At 63.7% G+C, this 24,751-nt stretch carries 22 protein-coding genes; 14 read left to right on the top strand and 8 right to left on the bottom strand.

Going from position 1 to position 24,751, the window contains the following annotated elements; all coding sequences use genetic code 11:
* Positions 1-29 precede the first annotated feature (29 nt).
* Complete coding sequence (locus tag ACTHNE_RS03635; protein ID WP_324941010.1) at positions 30-692, top strand: SGNH/GDSL hydrolase family protein; 663 nt, start codon at positions 30-32, stop codon at positions 690-692.
* Between the two features lie 72 nt (positions 693-764).
* Here the strand turns inward: ACTHNE_RS03635 and phhA are convergent, their stop codons facing one another.
* Positions 765-1,658 carry a phenylalanine 4-monooxygenase gene (phhA, locus tag ACTHNE_RS03630; protein ID WP_324941013.1) on the bottom strand — a complete coding sequence of 298 codons (894 nt, stop codon included), beginning with the start codon at positions 1,656-1,658 and terminating at the stop codon, positions 765-767.
* 140 nt (positions 1,659-1,798) lie between these two features.
* Between phhA and ACTHNE_RS03625 the strand changes: the two genes are divergently transcribed.
* Entirely contained in the window at positions 1,799-2,275 is a 477-nt protein-coding gene (locus ACTHNE_RS03625) for an Lrp/AsnC family transcriptional regulator (protein WP_324941016.1), read from the top strand.
* On the opposite strand, the gene ACTHNE_RS03620 is transcribed toward ACTHNE_RS03625, so the two are convergent.
* Complete coding sequence (locus ACTHNE_RS03620; RefSeq protein ID WP_324941020.1) at positions 2,272-3,561, bottom strand: MFS transporter; 1,290 nt, start codon at positions 3,559-3,561, stop codon at positions 2,272-2,274. The two genes, ACTHNE_RS03625 and ACTHNE_RS03620, sit on opposite strands and share 4 nt — an antisense overlap.
* 75 nt (positions 3,562-3,636) lie before the next feature.
* Here ACTHNE_RS03620 and ACTHNE_RS03615 point away from each other — a divergent pair, with 75 nt between their 5' ends.
* The 3 genes from ACTHNE_RS03615 (at position 3,637) to ACTHNE_RS03605 (ending at position 6,105) form a co-directional block, all read left to right on the top strand.
* On the top strand, positions 3,637-4,239 hold the full coding sequence (locus tag ACTHNE_RS03615) for a TetR/AcrR family transcriptional regulator (protein ID WP_324941023.1): 603 nt from the start codon (positions 3,637-3,639) through the stop codon (positions 4,237-4,239).
* 67 nt (positions 4,240-4,306) lie between these two features.
* Positions 4,307-5,107 carry a lysophospholipid acyltransferase family protein gene (locus ACTHNE_RS03610; protein WP_324941026.1) on the top strand — a complete coding sequence of 267 codons (801 nt, stop codon included), beginning with the start codon at positions 4,307-4,309 and terminating at the stop codon, positions 5,105-5,107.
* Positions 5,104-6,105 carry a YheT family hydrolase gene (locus ACTHNE_RS03605; RefSeq protein ID WP_324941029.1) on the top strand — a complete coding sequence of 334 codons (1,002 nt, stop codon included), beginning with the start codon at positions 5,104-5,106 and terminating at the stop codon, positions 6,103-6,105. Before ACTHNE_RS03610 ends, ACTHNE_RS03605 begins: the two co-directional genes overlap by 4 nt.
* A 76-nt stretch (positions 6,106-6,181) precedes the next feature.
* Here ACTHNE_RS03605 and ACTHNE_RS03600 read toward each other — a convergent pair whose 3' ends face one another.
* A complete protein-coding gene (locus ACTHNE_RS03600; RefSeq protein ID WP_324941032.1) occupies positions 6,182-7,660 on the bottom strand; it encodes an AAA family ATPase in 1,479 nt (492 codons plus the stop codon).
* A gap of 131 nt (positions 7,661-7,791) precedes the next feature.
* Here ACTHNE_RS03600 and ACTHNE_RS03595 point away from each other — a divergent pair, with 131 nt between their 5' ends.
* The 5 genes from ACTHNE_RS03595 to ACTHNE_RS03575 all read left to right on the top strand — a co-directional run bounded on the left by ACTHNE_RS03595 (position 7,792) and on the right by ACTHNE_RS03575 (position 11,150).
* Positions 7,792-8,415, top strand: coding sequence for a YbhB/YbcL family Raf kinase inhibitor-like protein (locus ACTHNE_RS03595; RefSeq protein WP_440268586.1), 624 nt, complete (start codon positions 7,792-7,794; stop codon positions 8,413-8,415).
* 363 nt (positions 8,416-8,778) lie between these two features.
* Complete coding sequence (locus ACTHNE_RS03590; RefSeq protein WP_324941038.1) at positions 8,779-9,141, top strand: DUF883 family protein; 363 nt, start codon at positions 8,779-8,781, stop codon at positions 9,139-9,141.
* Between the two features lie 73 nt (positions 9,142-9,214).
* Positions 9,215-9,685, top strand: coding sequence for an ABC transporter ATP-binding protein (locus ACTHNE_RS03585; RefSeq protein ID WP_324941041.1), 471 nt, complete (start codon positions 9,215-9,217; stop codon positions 9,683-9,685).
* Positions 9,682-9,984, top strand: coding sequence for a hypothetical protein (locus ACTHNE_RS03580; protein ID WP_324941044.1), 303 nt, complete (start codon positions 9,682-9,684; stop codon positions 9,982-9,984). Before ACTHNE_RS03585 ends, ACTHNE_RS03580 begins: the two co-directional genes overlap by 4 nt.
* A complete protein-coding gene (locus ACTHNE_RS03575) occupies positions 9,981-11,150 on the top strand; it encodes an AI-2E family transporter (RefSeq protein ID WP_440268585.1) in 1,170 nt (389 codons plus the stop codon). The genes ACTHNE_RS03580 and ACTHNE_RS03575 overlap by 4 nt, the downstream gene beginning before the upstream one ends.
* Positions 11,151-11,302: 152 nt before the next feature.
* On the opposite strand, the gene ACTHNE_RS03570 is transcribed toward ACTHNE_RS03575, so the two are convergent.
* The 3 genes from ACTHNE_RS03570 to ACTHNE_RS03560 all read right to left on the bottom strand — a co-directional run bounded on the left by ACTHNE_RS03570 (position 11,303) and on the right by ACTHNE_RS03560 (position 17,424).
* The gene (locus ACTHNE_RS03570; protein ID WP_440268584.1) at positions 11,303-12,754 is read right to left on the bottom strand and encodes an efflux transporter outer membrane subunit; all 1,452 of its coding nucleotides are present in this window, start codon (positions 12,752-12,754) and stop codon (positions 11,303-11,305) included.
* Between the two features lies 1 nt (position 12,755).
* On the bottom strand, positions 12,756-15,941 hold the full coding sequence (locus ACTHNE_RS03565; RefSeq protein WP_440268583.1) for an efflux RND transporter permease subunit: 3,186 nt from the start codon (positions 15,939-15,941) through the stop codon (positions 12,756-12,758).
* A gap of 220 nt (positions 15,942-16,161) precedes the next feature.
* Entirely contained in the window at positions 16,162-17,424 is a 1,263-nt protein-coding gene (locus ACTHNE_RS03560) for an efflux RND transporter periplasmic adaptor subunit (RefSeq protein ID WP_440268582.1), read from the bottom strand.
* A 166-nt stretch (positions 17,425-17,590) separates the two neighbouring features.
* On the opposite strand from ACTHNE_RS03560, the gene ACTHNE_RS03555 reads away from it, so the two are divergent.
* Positions 17,591-18,571, top strand: coding sequence for a LysR family transcriptional regulator (locus tag ACTHNE_RS03555; protein ID WP_324947095.1), 981 nt, complete (start codon positions 17,591-17,593; stop codon positions 18,569-18,571).
* Positions 18,572-18,655: 84 nt separating this feature from the next.
* Here the strand turns inward: ACTHNE_RS03555 and ACTHNE_RS03550 are convergent, their stop codons facing one another.
* Positions 18,656-19,453 carry an undecaprenyl-diphosphate phosphatase gene (locus ACTHNE_RS03550; RefSeq protein WP_440268581.1) on the bottom strand — a complete coding sequence of 266 codons (798 nt, stop codon included), beginning with the start codon at positions 19,451-19,453 and terminating at the stop codon, positions 18,656-18,658.
* Positions 19,454-19,729: 276 nt separating this feature from the next.
* Between ACTHNE_RS03550 and glnA the strand changes: the two genes are divergently transcribed.
* Complete coding sequence (gene glnA, locus ACTHNE_RS03545) at positions 19,730-21,139, top strand: type I glutamate--ammonia ligase (protein ID WP_324947099.1); 1,410 nt, start codon at positions 19,730-19,732, stop codon at positions 21,137-21,139.
* A gap of 291 nt (positions 21,140-21,430) precedes the next feature.
* On the opposite strand, the gene ACTHNE_RS03540 is transcribed toward glnA, so the two are convergent.
* Complete coding sequence (locus ACTHNE_RS03540) at positions 21,431-22,291, bottom strand: LysR family transcriptional regulator (RefSeq protein WP_324947101.1); 861 nt, start codon at positions 22,289-22,291, stop codon at positions 21,431-21,433.
* A gap of 94 nt (positions 22,292-22,385) precedes the next feature.
* Between ACTHNE_RS03540 and ACTHNE_RS03535 the strand changes: the two genes are divergently transcribed.
* Positions 22,386-22,916, top strand: a complete 531-nt coding sequence (locus tag ACTHNE_RS03535; protein ID WP_440268579.1) for a lipocalin-like domain-containing protein — start codon at positions 22,386-22,388, stop codon at positions 22,914-22,916.
* Between the two features lie 73 nt (positions 22,917-22,989).
* On the top strand, positions 22,990-24,636 hold the full coding sequence (locus ACTHNE_RS03530) for a multicopper oxidase family protein (RefSeq protein ID WP_440268578.1): 1,647 nt from the start codon (positions 22,990-22,992) through the stop codon (positions 24,634-24,636).
* Positions 24,637-24,751: the final 115 nt, after the last annotated feature.

The raw sequence follows: 24,751 nt of genomic DNA, 5'->3' as shown, positions 1-24,751 counted from the left end.
GCTGGTGATAACGATCGAGCCGGAGCGTCATGAGAGTCCTGCTAGCGCTGTTGCTTGCCCTGCTGCCGTCTGTCGCGTGCATGGCGCAAACCAATCACGCGTATTGGAACGGCGCCATCGCAGCCTTCGAAGCATCCGATCGCGCCAATCCACCGCCGCAGCATGCGGTGCTGTTTATCGGCAGTTCGTCGATCGAGCACTGGAAATCCTTGGCGGCGGATTTTCCGGAAGTAAAGGTGATCAATCGCGGCTTCGGGGGCTCGGAGCTCGGCGATTCGACCTATTTTGCCGATCGCATCATCAAGCCGTATCACCCACGCGCGATCGTGCTGTATGCGGGCGACAACGATTTATACGATGGCCATACGCCGGAACAGGTGCGCAATGACTTCGCCGCATTCGTCCGCACCGTGCGGGCGTTCGACCCGGGTGTGGCGATCGCCTTCGTTTCGATCAAGCCGAGCATGGCGCGCAAGGCGCTGCTGCCGAAGATTCGCCAAGCGAACGAACTGGTGCGTGCGTATGCGCGCAAGCAGAAGAACGTCACCTATATCGATACGTTCACGCCGATGCTGGGCGCAGATGGCCAGCCGCAGCCCAAATGGTTTATCGAGGACGGGCTGCACATGAACCGCTCGGGTTACGAGTTGTGGATACGCACCCTCAAGCCGTGGGTAGACGCGCACTCGTAGGTTGGGGTGCAAACCCCAACGTCGCCATGTCCATGTGCCACGGATGTTGGGGTTTGCACCCCAACCTACGCTTTACGTATCAGCATCCCTCGCAAACCCTTCGCGCGTACCGCGATTGAACACGCGGTCGCTCTTGAGCACATCGGCCGCGGCGTGCGCCGTCTGCTGCTTCAGCTTTGCATAGATCGGCGTGAAATCCGGTCGCGTGGCTTCGAACAATTGCTCGAAGCTGTCGATCACGAAGTAGGTCTGCTGATAGGTGTCGATGCGGTAGCGCGTGTTCATCACGCGCTCCAGGCCAAAGCCGATGCGATTCGGCGCGGGTGAATCCAGGCAGTAGATCGATTCGCCCTTGGAGCTGACGATGCCGGCGCCGTAGATGCGCATGCCTTCGCCAGTGTTGATCAGGCCGAATTCCACCGTGTACCAATACAGGCGCGTCAGGTTCATCAGCGCCTCGGGACCGATGCCGAACGCCTTCATGCCGCCGCGGCCATAGGCCTGCATGTAGTCGGCGAAGACCGGGTTGAGCAGCAGCGGCACGTGGCCGAACAGGTCATGGAACAGATCGGGCTCGCTCAGATAGTCGAGCTGTTCCGGCTTGCGGATCCACCAGCTGACCGGAAAGCGGCGGTTGGCCAGATGATCGAAGAAAACTTCATCGGGCAGCAGTCCTTCGACGGCGACCAGCTCCCAGCCGGTGGCCTTACCCAGCACCTGGTTGAGATCGGCGAACTTGGGAATGCCACCATCGCCCAGGCCGAAACGTTCCACGCCTTCGAGAAACTCCCGGCAGGCGCGCCCAGGCAGCAGCTCGCGCTGGCGCTTGTACAGCGTGTCCCAGACGTCGTGATCGGTGCGGCTGTAGCCGGCCCAGGGCTGCTCCACCACGCCGGTGGCGTAGACCGGCACATAGCCGCGGTCGGTCTGCTGGTGTTCGACGCGACGAGGGGTGCTGTTTTCCATGGAGGCTCCGGCGCTATAGGACTGACCCTGAGCAACATCATAGGTTTGCCAGGGCGCAAGATGATTGTTTTGTTGTCCGTAGTGCCGGGTTAGGTGCAATATTCCGTCGCCATAGGGCGATTTCATAGACGAAGATTGCAATGACCGAGCTCGATCGCACCGATCTGCGCATGCTGGCCGTCCTGCAGGCCGAAGGGCGTATCACCAATGCCGAGCTGGCGGAACGGGTGAACCTGTCGCCTTCTGCCTGCCTGCGCCGGCTGCAGCGGCTGGAAGGCGAGGGCGTGTTGACGGGCTACAGCGCCCAGGTGGACCCCGAAGCGGTCGGGCTGGGCCTGCAGGCCTTCGTGCGCGTGCAGCTCACCCGGCACGAGGGCGACGTGATCGAGCGTTTCGTGGAACGGGTCAATGGCTGGGACGAAGTGGTCGCCTGCTACGCGCTCACCGGCGACATGGATTACCTCATGCACATCTACGTGGCGGATCTGCAGCACTTCTCGCGCTTCCTGCTCGATCGCCTGCTCAACGCATCCGGCGTGGCGGACGTAAATTCCAGCTTCGTGTTGCGCACGGTGAAACGTTCGCCCGCACTGCCTTTAAGCCAACTCGAGCGTTAGGCATTATCACCCGCCACGGCCAACGGCATCTGCTCGGCGCGACGCCGGATGCGCAGCGCCAGGAACGCCGCGACCACACCTGTTGCGCCGGCAATCACGAACGGCGTGAGGTAGCTGCCAAGCTGCACGCGCAACACGCCGGCCATGAAGGCGGCCGTCGCCGCGCCTACTTGATGCCCGGCGACGACCCAACCGAACACCACCGGCGCGTCGCGTTCGCCGAAGGCGTCGGTGGTCAGGCGCAAGGTGGGCGGCACCGTCGCGATCCAGTCCAAGCCGTAGAACACGCCGAACAGCGACAGGCTGTAGAGCGAAAAATCGGAATAGGGCAAGTACATCAGCGACAAGCCGCGCAGCCCGTAGTACACGAACAGCAACTTGCGCGGATCGAAGCGGTCGGTCAGCCAGCCCGATGCAGTGGTGCCGATCAGGTCGCACACGCCCATCATCGCCAGCACACCGGCCGCGCGCACTTCGGGAATGCCATGGTCGCCGCACAGCGCGATGAAGTGCGTGCCGATCAAGCCGTTGGTGGTGAAGCCGCACACGAAGAAGGTGGCGAACAGCAGCCAGAACACGCCGCGCTTGCTGGCGCGCTGCAGCGTGCCCAGTGTCAGCATGAACAAATTGCCCGCCGGCGCGCCCGCTTCGACCGGTTCATGGGAAGACGCACCATAACGCGTTAGCCCGATGTCGGATGGCCGCTCCGGCATCAGCCACAGCACCAGCGGCAGCAATAGCACGCACACTGCGGCAATGGTCAGCACCACCGGGCGCCAGCCGAAATACTGGGCGATCGCGGCCAGGCCCGGCAGGAAGATCAGCGTGCCGGTGGCGGTGCTGGCGGTGAGCAGGCCCATCATCAAGCCGCGGTGCGTGCTGAACCAGCGGCCGACCACGGTCGCGCCCAGCACCACCGCCACGCAGCCGGTGCCGGCGCCGGACAGCACACCCCAGGTCAGCAGCAGATGCCACGGGCGGCTCATCAGCGCGCTGGATGCGGCGGCCAGCGCCATCACGGCCAGCGCCGTGAGCAATACGCGCTTGATGCCGAAGCGCTGCATCAGCGCGGCGGCGAACGGGCCCATCAGGCCGTACAGCAGGATGCCGACGGCTGCGGCAGAGGAAATGTCGTCTCGGCTCCAGCCGAATGCGCGACCCAGCGGCAGCATCAGCACGCCGGGCGTGGCGCGCATGCCGGCCGAGGCGAGCAGCGCCAGGAACACCACGGCAACCACCACAAAGGCATACTTTTGGCCGAACGGCCGGGAGCGCTGTATAGTCATGTTACCGATCGGTACGGGATGGGTGTGCAGAGTACGTACCGATCGGTAACATTGTCAACCGGTTCCTTGATGCCCATGCGTTCCAAACCTGCCCCCGTGCCCACCGACGAAACCCCGCGCCGCGCAGCCGACCGCATCCGCGAGACGGCGTTCGATCTGTTCTATCGCGAAGGCATCCGCGCCGTGGGCGTGGAGGAAATCGTCTCCCAGGCCGGCGTCACCAAGCCCAGTCTCTATCGCGCGTTCGAATCGAAGGACGAACTGATCGCCGCCTACCTGCGCGACTACGATCAGCGTTTCTGCCAACGCTTCGAAGCGCCGGCGGCGGAGCATCCCGACGATCCGAAGGCGCAACTGCTCGCCTACGTCGATCGCCTGGCCACGCGCGCCAGTCGCGACGGCTACCGTGGCTGCGGTCTCACCAATGCGGTGATCGAATATCCAGACAGCGATCACCCCGCGCATCAGGTCGCGGTCCAGAGCAAGCAGGCATTGCGCGAACGCCTGCGCACGATGTGCCGCGCGATGCATGCGCGCGATCCGGATGATCTGGCCGATGGCATCCTGCTGCTGCTCGAAGGCAGCTATGTTTCTGGCCAGACCTTTGGCGAAGGCGGTCCCGCGCGCGTGCTGGGCAGCATGGTGCGGCGATTGATCGATGCATCGACGCAAGCGTAGGTTGGTTTCGGCGGCATCGTGCGCCAACCTACGAAGCGCCATCGATTAACGCTAAACTAACCCACTAATGAGCATTGAAGCCGTTTCCACCCCGGACCGAGACCTGCTGCGCCCGTTGCGCTACCTGTGGCGCGTGCCGCTGCTGCTGCTGCACGTCGTGCTCGGCATTTTGTTGTGCGGGTTGATCCTCACCTGGAATCGCGGTGCGGTCATGAAGAACGGCCGCGAGCCGTTCACCCATCGCATGATCCGCGCGTGGTCCACCGGGCTGATGCGCATCTTTGGCCTGCGTTCGGTGCGTGTTGGCCAGCCGCTGCAGGACGCCGTGCTGTTCGTCGCCAACCACACCTCGTGGATTGACATCGAACTGCTGCACAGCCAGCGCGCAGCCTGCTTCGTGGCCAAGGCGGAAATCGCCGGCTGGCCGCTGGTCGGCTGGCTGGCGGCCAGTGGCGGCACGATTTTCCATCGCCGCGGCAGTAACCATTCGCTGGCGGCGGTGATGCAGGTGATGGTGGAACGGCTGCGCGCGGGACGTTCAGTGGCGGTGTTCCCGGAAGGCGGCACAGGCCACGACGGCGTGCTGAAAGTGTTCCATGCGCGCATCTTCCAGGCCGCGCTCGACGCCGAGGTGCCGGTGCAGCCGGTGGCGTTGCGCTTCGTGCGCGACGGCAAGCGGCAGATCGATGCAGGTTTCCGGCACCACGAGAACTTCCTGCAGAACTTCCTGCGCATGCTCGGCGGTCCTGCGATGGACGCCGAAGTGCATTTCCTCGAACCGGTGCCGGTGAATCCGGACGGCCGGCGTCGCATGGCTGAGCTGGCGCGGGAACGCATCGCCACGGCGCTGGAGGGGCGCGCTGCATGAGCTTGCCGCAAGGACGCGACTTCCAGCCGCCCTGGCCGCTGACCAGCGGACACATCCAGACCATGCTTTCCTCCAGCGGCGTGCGGCGCACGTTGCTGCCCAAGCGCGCGTATCGCGTCACGGAAGGCGCGCAGGAAGTGATGGTGGACGGCGGCGACGGCATCCGCCTGACCGGTTCGTTCACGCCGCAGAAAAGCCAGCCGCAATCGCGTGGCCTGGCAGTGCTGTTCCATGGTTGGGAAGGCAGCGTCGATTCTACCTACGTACTGCAGACCGGCAGCCGTTTGCTGGAGGATGGCTGGGACATCTTCCGCCTCAATTTCCGCGACCACGGCGAGAGCCACGGCCTCAACGAAGCGCTGTTCCATTCCTGCCGCATCGATGAAGTGGTGCACGCGCTGGGCGATATCGCGCGCCGCTGGCCGGCGCGCGTGATGGCGCTGGCCGGGTTCTCGCTTGGCGGCAATTTCGCGCTGCGTGTGGCGCTCAAGGCGCCGGCGCACGGCATTGCGTTGCACTATGCGCTGGCGGTGTGTCCGATCATCGATCCCAGCGAAGGCCTGTTTTCGCTGGAAGCGACGGCGCCGTGGTTCTACCAGGCCTACTTCATGAACAAGTGGCGCCGTTCGCTGCGCGCCAAACAAAAAGCGTTTCCGGAAGTGCAGTACTTCGAGTTGCAGGAACTGAAGCAGAACCTGCGCGGCCTGACCGAATCGCTGGTGCTGCGGCATACCGATTTCGATTCGCTCGAAGCGTATCTGGAAGGCTATTCGGTCGCCGGCCGCGCGCTGGCGCAGATGCAGATTCCCGCGACGATTCTTACGGCACGCGACGATCCGGTGATTCCGGTGACGGCGTTCGAGAAACTGGAACTGCCGGACAATGTGGAGCTGGATATCGCCACGTACGGCGGCCATTGTGGCTTTATCCGCGGCTGGGACATGACCAGTTTCTGCGACGACTACATCGCGGCGCGCTTCAACGCGATCGCGAAATAACACCGTAGGTTGGGGTGCGAACCTCAACATCGGAATGTGGTGTGGATGGCGATGTTGGGGTTTGCACCCCAACCTACTAGTCTGCTGGAACGCAACGCCCTTGCGCCCATGCACGCAAGGCACCGACCTGCTCATGCATCAACACCGACAACGGCCGCGTCGTCTGCAAGGCATGCAGCAGCGTCGGCTGATCGAGCGCACCGCCGTTGCCCGCCGCATCGTAGAGCGCGCTGACCACGGCCTGCTCGATCTCCGCGCCGGAGAACCCTTCGCTGGCTTGCGCCAGGGCGTCGAAATCGAACGTAGCGGCATCCAGCTTGCGCCGCTTCAAATGCATCGCGAAGATCGCCGCGCGCACGGCCGGCCTGGGCAGGTCGACGAAGAAGATTTCATCGAAGCGTCCTTTGCGCAGTAGCTCCGCCGGCAGCTCGTGCACGGCGTTCGCCGTGGCCACCACGAACACCTTGGCTTTGCGCTCGGCCATCCAGGTGAGCAGGTAACCGAGCACCCGGCGTGACACGCCGCCGTCTTCGCCACCGCTGGCCAGGCCTTTTTCGATCTCATCGATCCACAGCACGCACGGCGCCAGCGTTTCGCAGCTGGCCAAGGCTTCGCGCAGATTCTTCTCGGTCTCGCCCTGGTATTTGTCGTAGAGGGCGCCGAAATCCATGCGCACCAGCGGCACGCCGAAACCGCCGGCGATGGCCTTGGAAACCAGGCTTTTGCCGCAGCCCTGCACGCCCAGCAGCAACACGCCCTTGGGCGGATCGAGCGCCGGCGCAGGGTTCGGATCGAGAAACACCGCGCGCCGCCGCTGCACCCACTCGCGCACTTGGCTGACGCCGGCCACGTCGGCGAAGCTGGCGGTGGCGTATTCGTAATGCAGCAGGCCGGAGCGGTTGAGCAGTTCGAACTTCGCCTTCATCAGCTCGGGCAGGTCGCTCGCGCCGAGCGCGCCGTCGTTGTAGATCAGCTTGCGCACGATGCGCCGTGCGTCCGGCGCGCTCAAGCCCACCAGGTTACGCACGATGGTGCGCGCCGCTTCGTTGTCCACTTCCAAGTTGCGGTTGTGCTCGCGCTGCCAGGCGGCGGCTTCGCCGCGCAGGATGCCGGCCAGTTCCTTGATGTCGGGCAGGGCCAGCGGCACGCGCGTAGCCAGCGCATCGAGTTCCTGCGGCAGTTCCACCTTGGCCCCGACCAGCACCAGCGTGTGCGCGGCCGTGCGTTGCCGCTGCACGATTTCGCGCATCTGGCGCAGTGTCACCGCGTATTGCAGGCAGGGCTGGAAATCGAACAAAAGGTAGATGCCGCGCTGTTCCGCCTCGCGGATCGCATGCAGCGTGGCGGTGGCGTCGGCGGGCACGTCCAGATTCCGCGGTCCATTGAAATCCAGCCGTTCCAGGCCGGTAGTGAGCGTCCAGCGCCATAGCGGATGCAGCGCCTGAGCGATGACGTGCCGAAAGCATTCGATCACTCGCTGCTCGTCGATCGTCTCGATCACCAGCAAAGGCGTTGCGGCACGCACCAGCGTGCTCAGGTCTTCCAGTTCGCTCATGGATCCTCCCAAGAGCGATACGTTAGCAGAGCTGTCACGACCGGATCGTTATGCTCAATGCGGACAGCAACTTGCGTCAACGCAACCCTGCCCCAAACTGTCGGTCTTTCCACGGCGTCACGGAGATTCCCATGCAGCTACGCAGCGACAACTTCCAGCACGGCAAGCCGGTTCCGCCGCAGTTCGCCTTCGCCAGGCCAGCCAAGCCGGTGGCGCTGTCGGACAACCGCAGCCCGCACCTGGCATGGAAGGATGCGCCGGCCGGCACGCAATCGTTCGTGCTCACCTGCATCGACAACGACGTGCCGAGCAAGCCCGATGACGTCAACCAGGAAGGCCGCGTGGTGCCGCCGGATCTGCCGCGTGTGGAATTCGTGCATTGGCTGATGGCGAACATTCCGCTCGAATGCGGCGAGCTTGCCGAGGGCGCATGCAGCGACGAGATCACGCCGCGCGGCAAGCAGCAGCCCTACGGCCCGCCCGACAGCGTGCAGGGCGTCAACAGCTATACCGACTGGTTCAAGGGCGACGTACAGATGCAGGGCACCTACCGGGGCTACGACGGCCCATGCCCGCCGTGGAACGATTCGCTTGTGCACCACTACCACTTCCGCATCTACGCGCTGGACGTGCCGTCCTTACCGCTGAAACCGGGATTCTCGCTGGAAGAACTGCGTGCAGCGATGTCTGGGCACGTGTTGTCCGAGGCCGTGCTTACCGGCACCTACAGCCTCAATCCCAACGTGCCGGCTTGACCAAGGTCAAGCGCCCCCGCGGCGGCGAGCGCACGCTGGAGCGGCCCTTCACGCCAGCACAGCACAGTCTGTGGCACATGGCATGAAGGGTCGCGACAGGATGCCACCGGATGTGAGGAGATCGCCGTCATGCGCAATGACGCCTCGGATCTGCTCCCTCCCGTTGTCATCGCAGCCCTACCCGGTTTTACCGGCATTGTCGGTAACGCCGCGTGGTTCGCCAAGCCGCCGAGGGTGTTGTCCCTGAGTGTGACCCTGAGCGGATTTTTCAGGCGAGCCGGCCGAACGACGGTATTTTTCGTTCAGCCAACAACGCGGCAAACCGTTAGAGTGAACACCCTCGAGTTCTCACGGAGCAACGTCATGAGCAATGAAGTCCAGGCCAACGAAAACAACGTTCACGGACGCATCGACCAAGGCGCCGAGCGCATCAAGCAGGCCACGTCCGACGCCGTAGCCACCAGCAAGGAAAAATTCGACCGCGCCGCCGACCGCGTCGAAGAACGCGTGCATCACGCCACCGACAAGGCCGCGCATGCCGCCAATCGCGCCACCGACAAGGTCGCCGAAGCCACCGAGCGTGGACGTGAGGCTTACGGTCACGCCAGGGAGCGCGCCGACGAGTGGCTGGAAGAAGTGCGCGAATACGTGCGCGAAAAACCTGTCCAGGCCGTAGCCATCGCACTCGGCGCCGGTTGGTTGCTTGGCCGCATCCTGCGTCGCTGAAACTTAGGGCCTGTGTAGGGCCTCGGCGTGGCCCGCGCCGAGTCTGTTTGCCTGTCGGGCACGGAGGCGAGTGATGCACGATTCCGTGCGCGAAGACGAAACCGCAGCGCAACCGGAGCCTTCCGGCGAGCCTGCATCGAGCGGCCTGCTCAGCGACATCGGGCGGCTCGCCCATGCCGTGCGCAGCCTGTTCGGCGCCCAGATCACGTTGCTGGCGGCCGAGCTGGGGCTGGCGCGCAGCGCGGTCTCCTGGCTGCTCGGCGCTGGGCTGGCCGCCACCGTGGCGGGCGTCGGCCTGGGCCTTACTTTGCTCGGCCTGATCGGCCTGTTGCTGGCCAAGTGGTTCCATTCCTGGATCTGGGCCTTCGTGGGAATGGCCGTGCTGGAGGTGCTGGCCTTGTTCGGCGCCATCATGCTGTTCCGGCGTTGCATGCACTGGATGAGCCTGCCGGCCACGCGCCAGGAGTGGCGTGCGATCATGCACGACACGTTGCGGCGAGCCGAGCACGATATCGAAGCCGGCAAAGGGGAAGGTCCAAGATGAGTCTGTTCAAGCAGCTTGAAAAGGTGCGCGTGGCGCGCGAGCGCGTAGCGCACCATCGTGGCGAAATGGCCGCGCCCGCTGCGGCATTGCTGGAACGCGGCTATCGGCATCCGCTCACCACCGTCGGCGCCGCCGCGGGCGCGGGCTTCGTGCTTGGCAGTCTCGGCGTCGGCCCGCTGCGCGTACCAGGGCTCATTTCCACAGTAAGCGCAGGATTAGCGGAAGCCGTGGCCTATGGCACGCGCCTGATTGCAGAACTGGGCCTCATGGAGGATGGCGATACCGGCGAACAGCCATGAGCGCCATCGACCCCACGGTGCTGTCGAGTACGACGCCCGTGGACGAAACACCGCAGGCAACCGTATCGGTTGCCTCGCCGTCTGCCGTGGTCGCCCAGGTGAAACAGGCGACGCACGGCGTCCACCGGCTGCGCGGCCACCTGCGCGCCATCCGCATGACGCTCAACGCGTTGCTCACGCTGGCGCTGCTCTACACCGTCACCCTGGTCAAGGCATTGATCATTCCGTTGGTGCTGGCGGCGTTCATCGGCCTGGCCCTGAACCCGATCGTGGCGCGCGGCACGCGCCATCACATCCCGCGCTGGCTGGGCGCCAGCGTGCTGATGGCGAGCCTGATCGCCGGCATCGCCACCGGCATCAGCATGCTCACCCAGCCGGCGCTGGGATGGCTGCACAGCGCGCCGTCGCAGATCCGCAGCTTCATTCCCAAGCTCGAACACTTCACCCGCCCGCTGGAGGCCGCCGGCCGCGCCACGCAGACACTGGTGAACGGCCATGCGACGCCTGCCGCGCAGAATCCCAGCGACGTCGCAATCAGCGTATGGGACGTGCTGGCCAATACGCCCAAGGTGCTGGCGGCGGTGCTCACCGTGTTGCTGCTGGTGTATTTCTTTCTGGTCTACGGCGACCTGATCCTGCGCCGCCTGGTAGAGATCGCGCCCAACTTCGGCTACAAGCGCCATGCGGTAAGCATCGTGCGCGGTATCCAGACCGAGGTGTCGCGCTACATCCTGACTACCGTGCTGATCAACGTGTCGCTCGGCATCACTACCGCCGTCATGCTTTACCTGCTGCACATGCCCGACCCGCTGCTGTGGGGCACGGTGGCGATGTTCGCCAACTTCATTCCCTATGTGGGCGCGATCGTCACCACCACCACGCTGCTGTTCGTCGGCATGATCCATTTCGACGTGCTGACCAATGCCTTGTTGCCCGCGGTGTGTTTCGCCTGCATCACCGCGGTGGAGGGCAACCTGATCACGCCAATGATCCTCGGCCGGCGCATGCGCGTGAGCCCGATTGCGATCCTGATCTGGCTGTTGATCTGGGGCTGGCTGTGGGGCGTACCCGGCGCACTGCTGGCGGTACCGATGCTGACCAGCGCGAAGCTGATCGCCGAGCGCGTGCGCGGATGGGAGTGGTTTGCGCGGATGGTGGAGCGCTGATTCCTAAATCTTGCGCGAACCGTTCCCTCCCCTACGTGTAGTAGGGGAGGGTCAGGGTGGGGTGAAGCAATCTCGCGGTAAATCCAAACAAGGCCGCAAGTCCATGCAACCCCACCCCAGCCCTCCCCTGCAAGCAGGGGAGGGAGCGAACGTCACTGCGCCTGGGCAACCCTGGAGCAATCGGCGTCGCCGCAAGCCTGCCAGCCACCGCCCAGCGCCTTGTACAAGGCCACCGCACGCGTATCGATCGCGCTTTCCGATTGCGCCAGCGCATCTTCCGCCGCCAATTGCACGCGTTCGGCATCCAGCAGTTCCAGATAACCGGTCGCGCCTTCCTGGTAACGAATGCGCGCCAGCTCCGCCGCGCGGCGGCTCTGTTCGGCCTGCGCCATCAACTGCTCCACGCGCGCATGCTCGGCGTTGTAGTTGGTGACGGCGTTGTCGACATCCTCGATCGCCTGCAGCACGGTGCGCTGGTAATTCGCTTCGGCTGCATTCGCGCGCGCTTCGCTGGCGTGCAGGTTGGAGCGTACGCGTTCCACATTCAAGCCGTTCCAGGTGATGCTCGGCGTGAACGACCATGCGCGCGATGCCGGGCCGCCGAAGTCGTTGGGACGACCCGCCAGGAAGCCGACGAAGCCACCCAGCGAAATATGCGGAAAGAACTCCGCCTTGGCCACGCCGATGCGTGCGTTGGCTGCGGCGTATTGGCGTTCTGCGATACGCACGTCGGGCCGGCGCGACAGCACCTCACCGCTGTCGCCGATCGGCAGCACGGTGGCGATCGGCTTGAATGTGCCAGGCGATACGTCGACATCAAGTTCGCCAGGACGCTCGCCCAGCAACACCGCCAGGCGATATTCATAGCTGTGCACGGCCGCATCGAGCACCGGCAACTGCGCCTTGGCTGCGCTCAATTGCGCGCTGGCGCTGGCCACGTCTTGTTCGGATGCAGTGCCGATTTGCGCGCGCGCGCTGATCAGCTTCAGCGAATCAGCCTGGTTGGCGATATTGCGCTGGGCGATCGCCAGGCGTTGTTGCGTGCCGCGCAATTCAAAATAATTGCGCGCGACCTCGGCGAACAGGCTCACCTGCGCATCGTGCATGGATGCTTCACTCGCACCCAGGTCCGCGCGCGCCGCTTCCACCGAGCGGCGGATGCCGCCGAACAGATCCAGCTCCCACGATGCATCGAAGCCTGCCTGATACGCATCGATCCCCACACGCTGCGAGGTACCGAAACCAGGTTGTTGCTCGAGTGATCGACTGGCGGAAATGGTGGTGCCGATGGTGGGGATCTGGTTGGATTTCGCCGTGCCGAGCAGCGCGCGCGATTCGGCCAGCCGCGCCTGCGCGATGCGCAGATCAAGGCTGCCCTTGGCGGCGCGCTGGATCAATGCATCCAGCGTGGGATCGTTGAACTGCTTCCACCAGTCGGCCTGGAACTGGGCGTGGCTTTCGCGCGCGGCGTCGACGTTCTGCACATTGGCCGGTGCCGTGTCCGGGTTCTTGTAATCAGGCCCCACGCTGACGCAACCGGCCAGCGCGAGTGCGGCGAACAACGCGGTGTTACGAAGCACGTTACTTACAAAGAACTGGGTCATCTCAATGCCCCTCCAAGGCGGGCAGGTTCGATGCGTGCTGCTTCTTGCGCGCTTCGCGGCGTTCCACCACGGCGCGGATCAGCACATAGAACAGCGGGGTGTAGATCAAACCGAAGATGGTCACGCCCAGCATGCCGGAGAACACCGCCACGCCCATCGCGTGACGCATTTCCGCACCGGCGCCGTGCGAAGTGACCAGCGGCACCACGCCCATGATGAAGGCGATCGACGTCATCAGGATCGGGCGCAGGCGCAGGCGAGCCGCTTCCAGCACTGCGTCGTAACGCGTCATGCCTTCATGCTGGCGTTCGCGCGCGAACTCCACGATCAGGATCGCGTTCTTGCATGCCAGGCCCACCAGCACGATCAAGCCGATCTGGGTGAAGATGTTGTTGTCGCCGCCCGACAGCCACACGCCGGCAATCGCGGACAGCAGCACCATTGGCACGATCAGGATCACCGCCAGCGGCAGCGACCAGCTCTCGTACAGCGAGGACAGCACCAGGAACACCAGCAGCACGCACAACGGGAATACCAGGATGGCGGTGTTGCCGGCGAGGATCTGCTGATAGGTGAGTTCGGTCCACTCGTAACTCATGCCGTTGGGCAGATTGTCCTGCGCCAGCTTTTCCATCGCCGCCTGCGCCTGGCCCGAGCTGAAGCCCGGCGCCGGACCGCCGTTGATTTCCGCGGTGATGTAGCCGTTGTAGTGCTGCACGCGTTCCAGGCCGGCGCTGCGGCGCACGGTCACGAACGAACCCAGCGGCACCATCTCGCCCTTCGCATTGCGCGTCTTCAACTGCAGGATGTTTTCCGGCTCGTGGCGGAATGCTGGTTCGGCCGATACGTTCACCTGATACACGCGACCGAAGCGATTGAAGTCGTTGACGTACAGCGAACCCAGATACGCCTGCAGCGTTTCGTTGGCGTCGTTGAGGTCGATGCCTTCCTGCTTGGCCTTCTCGCGGTTCACGTTCGCGTCGATCTGCGGCACGCTCACCTGGTAGCTGGAGAACAACCCCGCCAGCGCCGGCACCTTGTGGCTTTCCGCCACCAGGTTCTGCGTCTGCTTGTACAGTTCATCGAAACCGAGCTGGCCGCGATCCTCGATCTGGATGCGGAAGCCACCGATCGTGCCGAGACCTTGCACCGGCGGCGGCGGGAAGGTGGCGATGTACGCATCCTGGATCGTCGCGAACTTCTGGTTCAAGGCGGCGGCAATCGCACCGGCCGAAAGCGACGGATCACGACGCTCTTCGAACGGCTTCAGCGTCTCGAACACGATGCCCGCATTGGTCGCATTGGTGAAACCGTTGATCGACAGGCCGGGGAACGCTACCGCGCTCTGCACGCCCGGCTGCTTCAAGGCGATTTCCGACATGCGATGGATCACGTCTTCGGTGCGATCCAGCGAGGCGGCATCCGGCAGCTGCGCGAACGACACCAGGTATTGCTTGTCCTGCTGCGGTACGAAGCCGGTCGGCACGTGATAGAAGCCGAAGCCGGCGAGCGCGATCAGGCCCGTATACACCACCAGCGCGGCCGGTCCTTTGCCGACAATGCGCCGCACGCCACCTACGTAGCGATCCGCGCTGCGATGGAAGAAGCGGTTGAACGGGCGGAACAGCCAGCCGAACGCCTTGTCCATCAGGATCGACACGCGATCCTTCGGCGCATCGTGACCGCGCAGCAGCACGGCGGCCAACGCCGGGCTCAGGCTGAGCGAGTTGAACGCCGAGATCACGGTGGAGATCGCGATCGTCAGCGCGAACTGGCGATAGAACTGGCCGGTGAGGCCGCTGATGAAGGCGGTCGGGATGAACACCGCGCACAACACCAGCGCGGTGGCGATGATCGGTCCGGTCACTTCGTTCATCGCGCGGCGGGTCGCTTCACGCGGTGTGTGGCCCAGCTCGATATTGCGCTCGACGTTCTCCACCACCACGATCGCGTCGTCCACCACGATGCCGATCGCCAGCACCAGACCGAACAGCGACAACGCATTGAGCGAGAAGCCGGCCAGGTACATCACGGCGAACGTGCCCACCAGCGACACTGGCACCGCCACCAGCGGAATCACCGAGGCGCGCCAGGTCTGCAGGAACAGGATCACCACCAGCACCACCAGGAAGATCGCTTCCAGCAGCGTGTGCACCACCGCCTCGATCGAGCCGCGCACGAACACCGTGGGGTCGTACACGATGTGGTACTCGACACCTTGGGGGAATTCTTTCTTGAGTTCCTCCATCGTGGCGCGCACTTCGTTGGAGATCTGGATCGCGTTGGATCCCGGACGCGCGAAGATCGGAATCGCCACTGCCGGCTGGTTGTCCAGCAGGCTGCGCAGCGCGTACTGGTTGGACCCCAGCTCGATCCGCGCCACGTCACGCAAGTGCACCACACTGCCGTCGGCATCGGTGCGCACGATGATGTTGCCGAATTCTTCCTTGGTGCTCAGGCGGCCCTGGGTGTGGATGTTGAGCTGGAAATCCGTATTGCCCGGCACCGGCGGCGCATTCAGCGCACCGGCCGCCACTGCCACGTTCTGCTCCTGGATCGCATGCACCACGTCGCCGGTGGTCATGTTGCGCTGGGCCAGTTTGTTCGGGTCCAGCCACACGCGCATGCTGTATTCGCCGGCGCCGAACAGCTGCACGTCGCCGACGCCGTCGAGGCGGGCGAGGATGTCCTTGATGTGCAGGCGCGCATAGTTCGACAGGTACAGCATGTCGTAGCGCTTATCCGGCGAGGTCAGATGCACCACCATGGTCAGGTCAGGCGAACTCTTCTGCGTGGTCACGCCCAGGCGCTGCACTTCTTCGGGTAGGCGCGGCAAAGCCTGCGCCACACGGTTCTGCACCTCCACCTGCGCGTTGTTGAGATCGGTACCGAGCGCGAAGGTGACGGTGAGCGTCATCTGCCCGTCGCTGGTCGCCTGCGAGGAGGAATACAGCATGCCTTCCACGCCGTTGATCTGCGTTTCCAGCGGCGTGGCGACGGTTTCGCCGATCACCTCGGGGCTGGCGCCAGGATAGTTGGCGCGCACCACCACGGTAGGCGGCACCACTTCGGGATATTCGCTGATCGGCAGCTTGAACACCGCGATGCTGCCGGCGATCACGAAGATCAGCGAAAGCACGGCGGCCATGATCGGCCGGTCGACGAAAAACTGTGCGATGTTTTTCATGTGAGTTCTCGAATTCTTTTTGAAGACGCGTGCACCGGAATGTGGATGGGTGCGTCATCTCTCTGCTCCCTCCCCTACGTGCAGTAGGGGAGGGTTGGGGTGGGGTGAAGCCATCTCGCGACGAACTCAAACCATGCGGCAAGCTCGTGCAACCCCACCCCAACCCTCCCCTGCCATGGCAGGGGAGGGAGCACATCTCGCGTAGTGGGAAGTTTCGACATCAACCTTGCGAATGCTTCTGCGGATTCCTGTTCTCCGCCTGCGCCGTACGCGAATCCTTCCCATCCGGATTCGTCTCCGCCGCATCCACCAGCGCCTTGTCCTGCGCATCCAGGCGGGCATCCATCGCTACCTGCTGCGGATTCACCTGCGCACCGGGCCGCACGTGCTGCAAACCGTTCACCACCACCACGTCGCCCGCGTTGAGGCCGTTGTCGATCACGCGCAGGCCATGGAACAACGGGCCGGTGTCGACCTTGCGGTATTCCACCTTGTGCTGCCCGTCCACCACGTACACGAACTGGTTGCTCAGATCCGTGCCGACTGCGCGATCGTCGATCAGCACGCGCGGGCGCGGCTGGCCAGCCTGCAGGTGCACGCGTGCATACAAACCGGGCGTAAGCAGGCCGTCCTCGTGATCGAACACCGCGCGCAGGCGCATCGTGCCGGAGCCTGGGCGCACCTGGTTGTCGACGAAGTCGATGCGGCCTGCATGCGGATAGCCCTGTTCGTCGGCCAGGCCCATGGTGGCTTCGATGCGCGGCGTGTGGCCATTCTTGATGGTGTCGCGACGCAGGCGGTCGAGCTTCAGCCAGGTCTGCTCGTCCACGTCGAAGTACACGTAGACCGGGTTCACCGACACCACAGTGGTGAGCACGTCCGAGCTGGACACCAGGTTGCCCGGCTGGATGCGTGCATTGCTGACGCGGCCGTCGATCGGCGCGCGTACTTCCGTCCAGTCGAGATTGAGCTTGGCCGAAGCCAGCGCCGCGGTGGATGCCGCCAGCGTGGCCTTGGCAGCCTGCTCGTTGGTGTTCTGGCTGTCGGCTTCTTCCTGCGAGATCGCGTGCTGGGCCAGCAGCTTGCGTGCGCGTGCCGCGTTGGCTTGGGCCAGGCCCAGTTGCGCCTGGGCCTGCGCGACGTTGGCGGCCAGCCGATCCACTTCGGCCTGGAACGGGCGCGGGTCAATGCGGAACAGCACATCGCCCTTGTGCACTTCGGTGCCTTCCTTGAATTGCACGGTTTCCACGTAACCGCTCACGCGCGGGCGCACGTCGACCGAATCGACCGCCTGCAACTGGCCGGTGAAATCGGCGCTATCGCTGACCGGGCGCACCATGACCGGGGCGACGGTGACCTCGGGCGGGCCGCCTGGTCCGCCGGCGCCTTGGGCGTGGGCGCCTCCGCCATGGCTGCCCAGCAGCGCCCAGCTGCCGGCAATGACTGCTACGACCAGACTGGCCAAGATGGCTTTCTTCAACATCGTTCGCTCCCTTCGATCTTCGTTGCCGCAATGCAGCACGATTTAGAGGGAACGAATAATGGGTATACCGTACAGTTTAGAAAATCCGCTTCTTGCTCAAGCCAGTCGTGACTATGAATCACGAATGAGCGCATAATCGTCAATAGAACGTGTTCTGGAACGAGCTATGGAAGATTTTTCTGCTATTTCCGCATTTGTACGGGTCGTGGAAGCGAAGAGTTTCGCGGCCGCCGCCGCCCAGCTGGGCATGACCCCTTCCGGCGTCAGCCGCGCCGTCTCCCGGCTGGAGGAACAGCTGCGCGTGCGGTTGCTGTTCCGCTCCACCCGCGCCCTGCGTTTGACCGACGATGGCGCCTCTTTCTATACACGATGCAAGGAGATCCTGGCCGATCTGGCCGAGGCAACCGAATCCCTGGGCTATGCCCATCAAAAGCCGCAAGGGAAACTGCGGGTGGGCATGTCGGCTTCGGTGGGGCGCACCGCGCTGGTGCCCAAGCTGGGCGAATTCCAGCACCGCTACCCGGAGATCCGCCTGGAACTGATGATGTGCGATTTCCCCTACGACCTCAACGAGGAAGGGGTGGATTGCGCCATCCGCCTGGGCGAGCTGGAGGATTCCAGCCTGATCGCGCGCAAGATCGGCTACCTGCGCAACGTGCTGCTGGCCTCGCCCGAATACCTGGAGCGCTACGGCACCCCGACCAGCATCGAAGATCTGAAGAACCATCGCTGCATCAACTATGTCTACCCCAACGGCCGGCCGCGCCAGTGGCAGTTCGACACGCCCAACGGGCGCCTGGAGGTGGACGTCAACGCGCATCTGCTGATCAACGATGGCGAGTCGGTGATCCAGGCGGCGGCCGCGGGCTTGGGCATCATCCAGGCGCCGCACGTGCTGGCCGCCTGCGCACTGGAAATGGGCAAGCTCGAGCCGATCCTTACCGACACGGTGTCCACCGGGAAGAATGTGTGGATCGTGTATCCGCAGAAGAAGCATCTTTCGGCGCGCGTGCAGGCCTTTATCGAATGGGCGCGCGAGTTGTTCGAGCGGCCCCTGGAATCGGTCTGCCCGATGCCACCGGTGGTCGAGGCGTTCCGGCCGCAGTTGCCGCCGGTGCTGCACAAGGAAAAGCTGCGCGCGCAGTAGCGCATTCGTAGGTTGGGGTGCAAACCCCAACATCGCCATCTTCTGGTGCAACCTCGTGTTGGGGTTTGCACCTCAACCTACGCGTCAGGCGCCCGCAGGCATCAGCAACAACAACGCCACACCCAGCGCGATGCGATACCACGCAAACCAGGTAAAGCGATGCGTGCGGATGTAGCCCAGCAACCATTTCACCGCGGCAAACGCCACCACGCCCGACACCGCGAAGCCAACCAGCAGCGCGCCCCAGTCTTCATGCGCGGCGCCGCCGTTCTTGAGCACCTTCAAAAGCTCGTAGCCGGTCGCGGCATACATGGTCGGAATGCCCACGAGGAACGAAAACTCCGTCGCTGCTGGACGATTGCTGGTGCCCGCGAGCATCGCGGTGAAAATCGTTGCGCCCGAACGCGATGTGCCGGGAAACACGCCGGCCACGATCTGCGCAATGCCGACCAGGATCGCCACGCGCCAGGTCACTTCGGTGCGGTCCACCTGGCGCGCGGCGATCGCTTCGGCGCCGAGGATCCAGAAGCCGCCGATCAGCAAGGCCCACGCGATCGGCGTTATCGTTTCCGGCAGCTTGAAGCCGTAGTGCGTCACCACGAAACCCAGCACGCAGGTAATCAGGAACGCCACCAGCAGCTTGAGCAGGTAGGCGCGGTTGGCCGGCACCTGCCACTGCGTAAGGAGTTCCCAGATGCGCTTCCAGTAAATCAGGGTGATGGCGAGAATCGCGCCCGCCTGGATGCCCACGTTGAAGAGGTCGGAACGGGCGCCTAGCCCCAGGCTTTCAGCAATCAGCAGATGTCCGGTACTGGAGATCGGCAGGAATTCGGTAATACCCTCGATGACGCCGAGCAGGACTACATGGACGAGGTCAGGCACGCAGGAAACTCCATTGGGACGGGCGGCGGAACAGCTTGGCTTGGCCGGTGTGAAAAACGGTATAGCTTAAGGCTTAGTTATTGCTTCCTGGCGGGTTAAGCCGAGCCCGTCCGCTGCACCACGTGCGTGCAAATTTGCACGCATATGGTGCAAAGGCGGTTCGTGCGGCTGGCCGCTTTTCAGGTAATCTTTTGAACCGCAAAGTGTTTTAGAGTTGGTACGGTGTTTGCCTCTAGAACACGCGCGACCCCCTTTCACGTACTCATCGAGGTTTACATGTCCGCCAAGAAAGTGCTCGACCTGATCCAGGAAAAAGAGGTCGAGTTCGTCGACCTGCGTTTCGCCGACATGCTCGGCAAGCATCACCACGTCACGTTCCCGGCCCACGCCATCGACGAATCCACTTTCGAAGACGGCAAGATGTTCGACGGTTCGTCGATTTCCGGCTGGAAGGGCATCAACGAATCGGACATGGTGCTGCTGCCTGATCCGGCGACCGCTTACCTCGATCCGTTCAGCGCGCACACCCAGCTGGTCCTGCATTGCGACGTGCTCGAACCCAGCACCATGCAGGCCTACGGCCGCGACCCGCGCTCCATCGCCAAGCGCGCCGAAGCGTTCCTGAAGTCCACCGGCATCGCCGACACCGCCTTCTTCGGTCCGGAGCCGGAATTCTTCATCTTCGATTCCGTGCGCTGGCAGAACGACATGGGTCGCGTGTTCTACGAAATCGAATCGCAGGAAGCGGCATGGAGCTCGCGCTTCAAGTACGACGAAGGCAACAGCGGCCATCGTCCGGGCGTGAAGGGCGGCTACTTCCCCGTGAGCCCGGTCGATTCCCTGGGCGACCTGCGCGCCGACATGTGCAAAGTGCTCGAATCGCTCGGCCAGGTGGTGGAAGTGCATCATCACGAAGTGGCCAATGCCGGCCAGTGCGAGATCGGTGTGAAGTTCAACACGCTGGTCACCAAGGCCGACGAACTGCTCACGCTGAAGTACGTAATCAAGAACGTGGCGCACCAGAACGGCAAGACCGTCACCTTCATGCCCAAGCCGATCGTTGGCGACAACGGCAGCGGCATGCACGTGCACCAGTCGCTATCGAAGGACGGCAAGAACCTGTTCTCCGGTGACCTGTACGGCGGCCTGTCGCAGCTCGCGCTGTGGTACATCGGCGGCATCTTCAAGCACGCCAAGGCGATCAATGCCTTCGCCAACTCCACCACCAACAGCTACAAGCGCCTGGTGCCGGGCTTCGAAGCGCCGGTGATGCTGGCCTATTCGGCGCGCAACCGTTCGGCGAGCTGCCGCATTCCGTTCGTCTCCAACCCGAAGGGCCGCCGCATCGAAGTGCGCTTCCCCGACCCGATCCAGTCCGGCTACCTCACCTTCACCGCACTGATGATGGCGGGCCTGGACGGCATCTTGAACAAGATCGACCCGGGCGCGCCGGCCGACAAGGATCTCTACGACCTGCCGCCGGAAGAAGAGAAGAACATCCCGCAGGTATGCTCCAGCCTCGACGGCGCGCTGGAAGCGCTGGACAAGGATCGCGACTTCCTCAAGGCCGGCGGCGTATTCACCGACGACTTCATCGATGCCTACATCGAACTGAAGATGCAGGAAGTGACGCGTTACCGCGCCAGCACGCATCCGCTGGAATTCCAGATGTACTACGCGATCTGATTGCGCTTGCATTTGAATGTGGAAGAAAACGGGCGCCGCGGCGCCCGTTTTCGTAGGTTGGGGTGCGAACCCCAACATCGTCTCGCCATCGTCGCGATTGTGTTGGGGTTTGCACCCCTACCTATGTTTTGTCCCGTGGAAAGCAGATTCTGGTCAATGCGCCGATTGGATCGACGGCCACCGTTATCTTATCTGCTTGACTTTACGCCATGCAGGTCGAGCTGACGCCGGCCGCGCCGTTCTTACAGGGCACGGCGCTTCCGGTTGCCGTGCAATCGGTGGAACTCTCGATCACCCCGCGCTCTTGAACGCCTTCGCCAACGTGCGCAACACGCTGCGCGAGCCGCTGTCCGTCAGGTTCGAATACAGAAACACGTTGGGCACGGGCAGCGCGGGCAGCTTGAGCATCGGCCCGACGTCCATGGTTCCCTGCGGCGTGGCGGCGCGCGCCAATACGGCCACTGCGAGGCCTGCCGCGGCGGCGGCGCCAAGTGCCGCGGCGCCCTGGCCTACGTAGACTTCGTTCCAGCTTATGCCGGCGCGATCGAGCAGGCGCACGGCCTGGTTGCGAATGCTGCAATGCTCGCCTTGCGTGGCCAGCGGAATCGGTTCGCGGATGCGGTTGGCCGCATCGATGGAGGCGACCCAGCCATAGGGTTCGGCAAAAAGTTTCTCGCCGCGCCGGCGGATGTCATCGAACTGGATGATCAGCGCAGCATCCAGCGTGCCGGCGTCGAGCGAGCTCAACAATTCGCGCGAGCCGGCCACGCGCAATTCGAACTGGATCTGCGGCTGCTGGCTGTGCATATGGCGCAACACCGCCGGCAACTGCATGCCTGCGATCTGGTGGCTCAGGCCGATGACCAGTCGGCGCTGCGGCGTGTGCAGCGTGCCGATAGCCTGTTCGTGGGCGTCGACGAGTGCGCGCGCGGCATCCAGAAAAACCGCGCCTTCGGCGGAAAGCCGCACTTGCCTAGGCGTGCGTTCGAGCAGGCGGCGACCCAGGTGCTCTTCCAGCTTCTTCAGTTTCAGGCTGAGCGCGGATTGCGTGCTGTGCAAGGCTTCGGCGGCGCGAGTGAAGCTGCGCATCTGCGCGATCCAAACGAAGGCGCGCACCGCTTCCATGTCCAGCATCCGGGTGGAATCAGTCATGTGGAATTCGAATCATTGAAAGCGGATGGGATAGGTATATCACATGACCGATCGCCGCTAGCCTTTGCCGCATGACGCATCGGAGAACACCACAATGAAACGATCGACCTGGTCCATGCTGCTCGGAACACTACTGGGCAACCTGATCCTGCCGGCCTCGGCTGCGCTGGCCATGCCACCCGTGATGCCGCCGACGCTCGCCGGAACCTGGACGCTGGCGGCGGCGGACGTATTGCACTCGGACGGCTCACGTACCTCCGATTTCGGCGCCACGCCAAAAGGCCTGCTGCTGATCGACAAGCAAGGGCATTACTCCTTGCAGATTTTCAGCGCCGATCGACCACGTTTCAGCGGCGGCGACAAGGCCAAGGGCAGCGATGCCGAATACAAGGCCGCCGTGATGGGCTCCAGCACGCACTTCGGCACCGTCAGCGTGGACTCGGCGCGCAACGAACTGGTCTTCCGTATCGAAGGCGCCTCGTTTCCCAATTGGGAAGGCCAGCAACAACACCGGCAATATGAGTTGAAGGGCGACGTGCTGAGCTATCGCGTGCCGCCGCGCCCGAACGGCGATGTGCCGATTTCGGTATGGCGGCGCGTCGATGCGGCTGCGAACGCTCACTGAAAGCGCTGCCATGGTTTTGTCATTTGCGGCGCTTAGGGTGGCTGGACGATTCAGCGATTGAGTTCTCCAGCGAATGGCCCTCACGCGGCGTGATTTTCTCCGCAGCGCCGGCGCGCTCGTCGGCGTGTATACACTCGCCGATGCCTGGCCTCAGGCACGCGCATCCATGCCGATGGCGATGCCCGCGCGAACCAGTGCGGCCATGCTCGCGGCACCCAAGGTGGCGCTGGTCAACCCGAGCTCGCTGGCGCGCTTTGTCGATCCGCTCCCCGTGCCGGCGCTGGCGCGCGCATCCGTCACGCGCACGCATCCGATGTATCCAGGCCGCACATTGCCGTGCTATCGCATGACGATGCGCGCGTGCAAGGTACGCCTGCACCGCGATCTACCGGCGACACCGATGTGGGGCTACGAGGGCCAGTTTCCCGGCCCGACCATCGAAGCGCGGCGCGGCGAACCACTGTTGGTCGAATGGATCAACGGCCTGCCATCGAAGCATTTCCTGCCCATCGATCACACCATCCACGGCGCGGAACACGACAAGCCGGAAGTGCGCACGGTCACGCATGTGCATGGCGCGCGTGCGCCGGCCACGTCCGACGGTTTTCCGGAAGACTGGTATCCGCCAGGCCATTCGGCGCTGTACCACTATCCCAACGGACAGGATGCCGCCACGCTGTGGTACCACGATCACGCCATGGGTATCACGCGGCTGAACATCTACGCCGGTCTGTTCGGCACGTACCTCGTGCGCGATGACGACGAACAGGGGCTCAACCTGCCCACCGGCGACTACGACATTCCGTTGATGCTGTGCGATCGCCTGGTGGCGCAGGACGGCCAGCTCTATTACCCGGTGTCGGAAGATCCCGCCGCGCCATGGGTCATGCAATGCAACGGCAATCTCGTGCTGTGCAACGGCAAGATCTATCCGTATTTCGAGGTGGAGCCGCGCCGCTATCGTTTCCGCCTGATCAATACCGCCAACACGCGCTTCTTCGATCTTTCGCTCTCGCGCGATCAACCGCTGCAGCAGATCGCCAGCGACCAGGGCTTGTTGCCCGCGCCGCTGCCACGCACGCGCATTGAACTGTATCCCGCCGAGCGCGCCGACGTGGTGATCGACTTTGCGGGCTTGGCCGGCCAATCGATACAACTGCGCCATCAAGCCGAAGGCATTCTGGAATTTCGTGTGCGTGAGCACGGTGGCCGTGATACCTCGTCGCTACCGGCAAGCTTGCGCGCGGTGCCGCGCATCGATCCGGCGAAGGCAGTACAAAACCGCATCCTCACCTTGAACGAAACGGATGATGCCAACGGCAATGCCATGACCATGCTGCTCGACGGCAAACGCTGGTCCGATCCGGTCACGGAAAAGCCGCGGCAGAACAGCGTGGAGACGTGGAGCTTCGTCAATCTCACTGGCGACGCGCATCCGATCCATCTGCACCTGGTGCGCTTCCAGATCATCGATCGCCGGCCGTTCGACCTGTTCGCATGGAACGCGCATCGCAAGCTGGTGTTCACCGGGCCGGCGATAGCGCCCGAATCGCAAGAACTTGGTTGGAAAGATACGGTGCGCGCCGACCCGGGCATGGTCACGCGCATCGCCATGCGCTTCGAAGGCGAGCCGGGTCGCTATGTGTGGCATTGCCATCTGCTTGAGCACGAAGACAACGAGATGATGCGTCCTTTCGAGCTGTTGCCGGCGCATTCGTAAACGTCGCGTCAATGCGCTTCGCACAAAAGCACGTTTGTCGCAGCACTGTCATCGCGCGCTGACGCAATGTCGCGCGCCTGCCAACGTCGCGTCACATAGCCGGCGCAGACTTTCG

The organism is Dyella sp., assembly GCF_051954575.1.
Classification (GTDB): domain Bacteria; phylum Pseudomonadota; class Gammaproteobacteria; order Xanthomonadales; family Rhodanobacteraceae; genus Dyella_B.
Note: the sequence above shows the minus strand (reverse complement) of the source record. Positions and strands in the feature narration are given on the sequence as shown.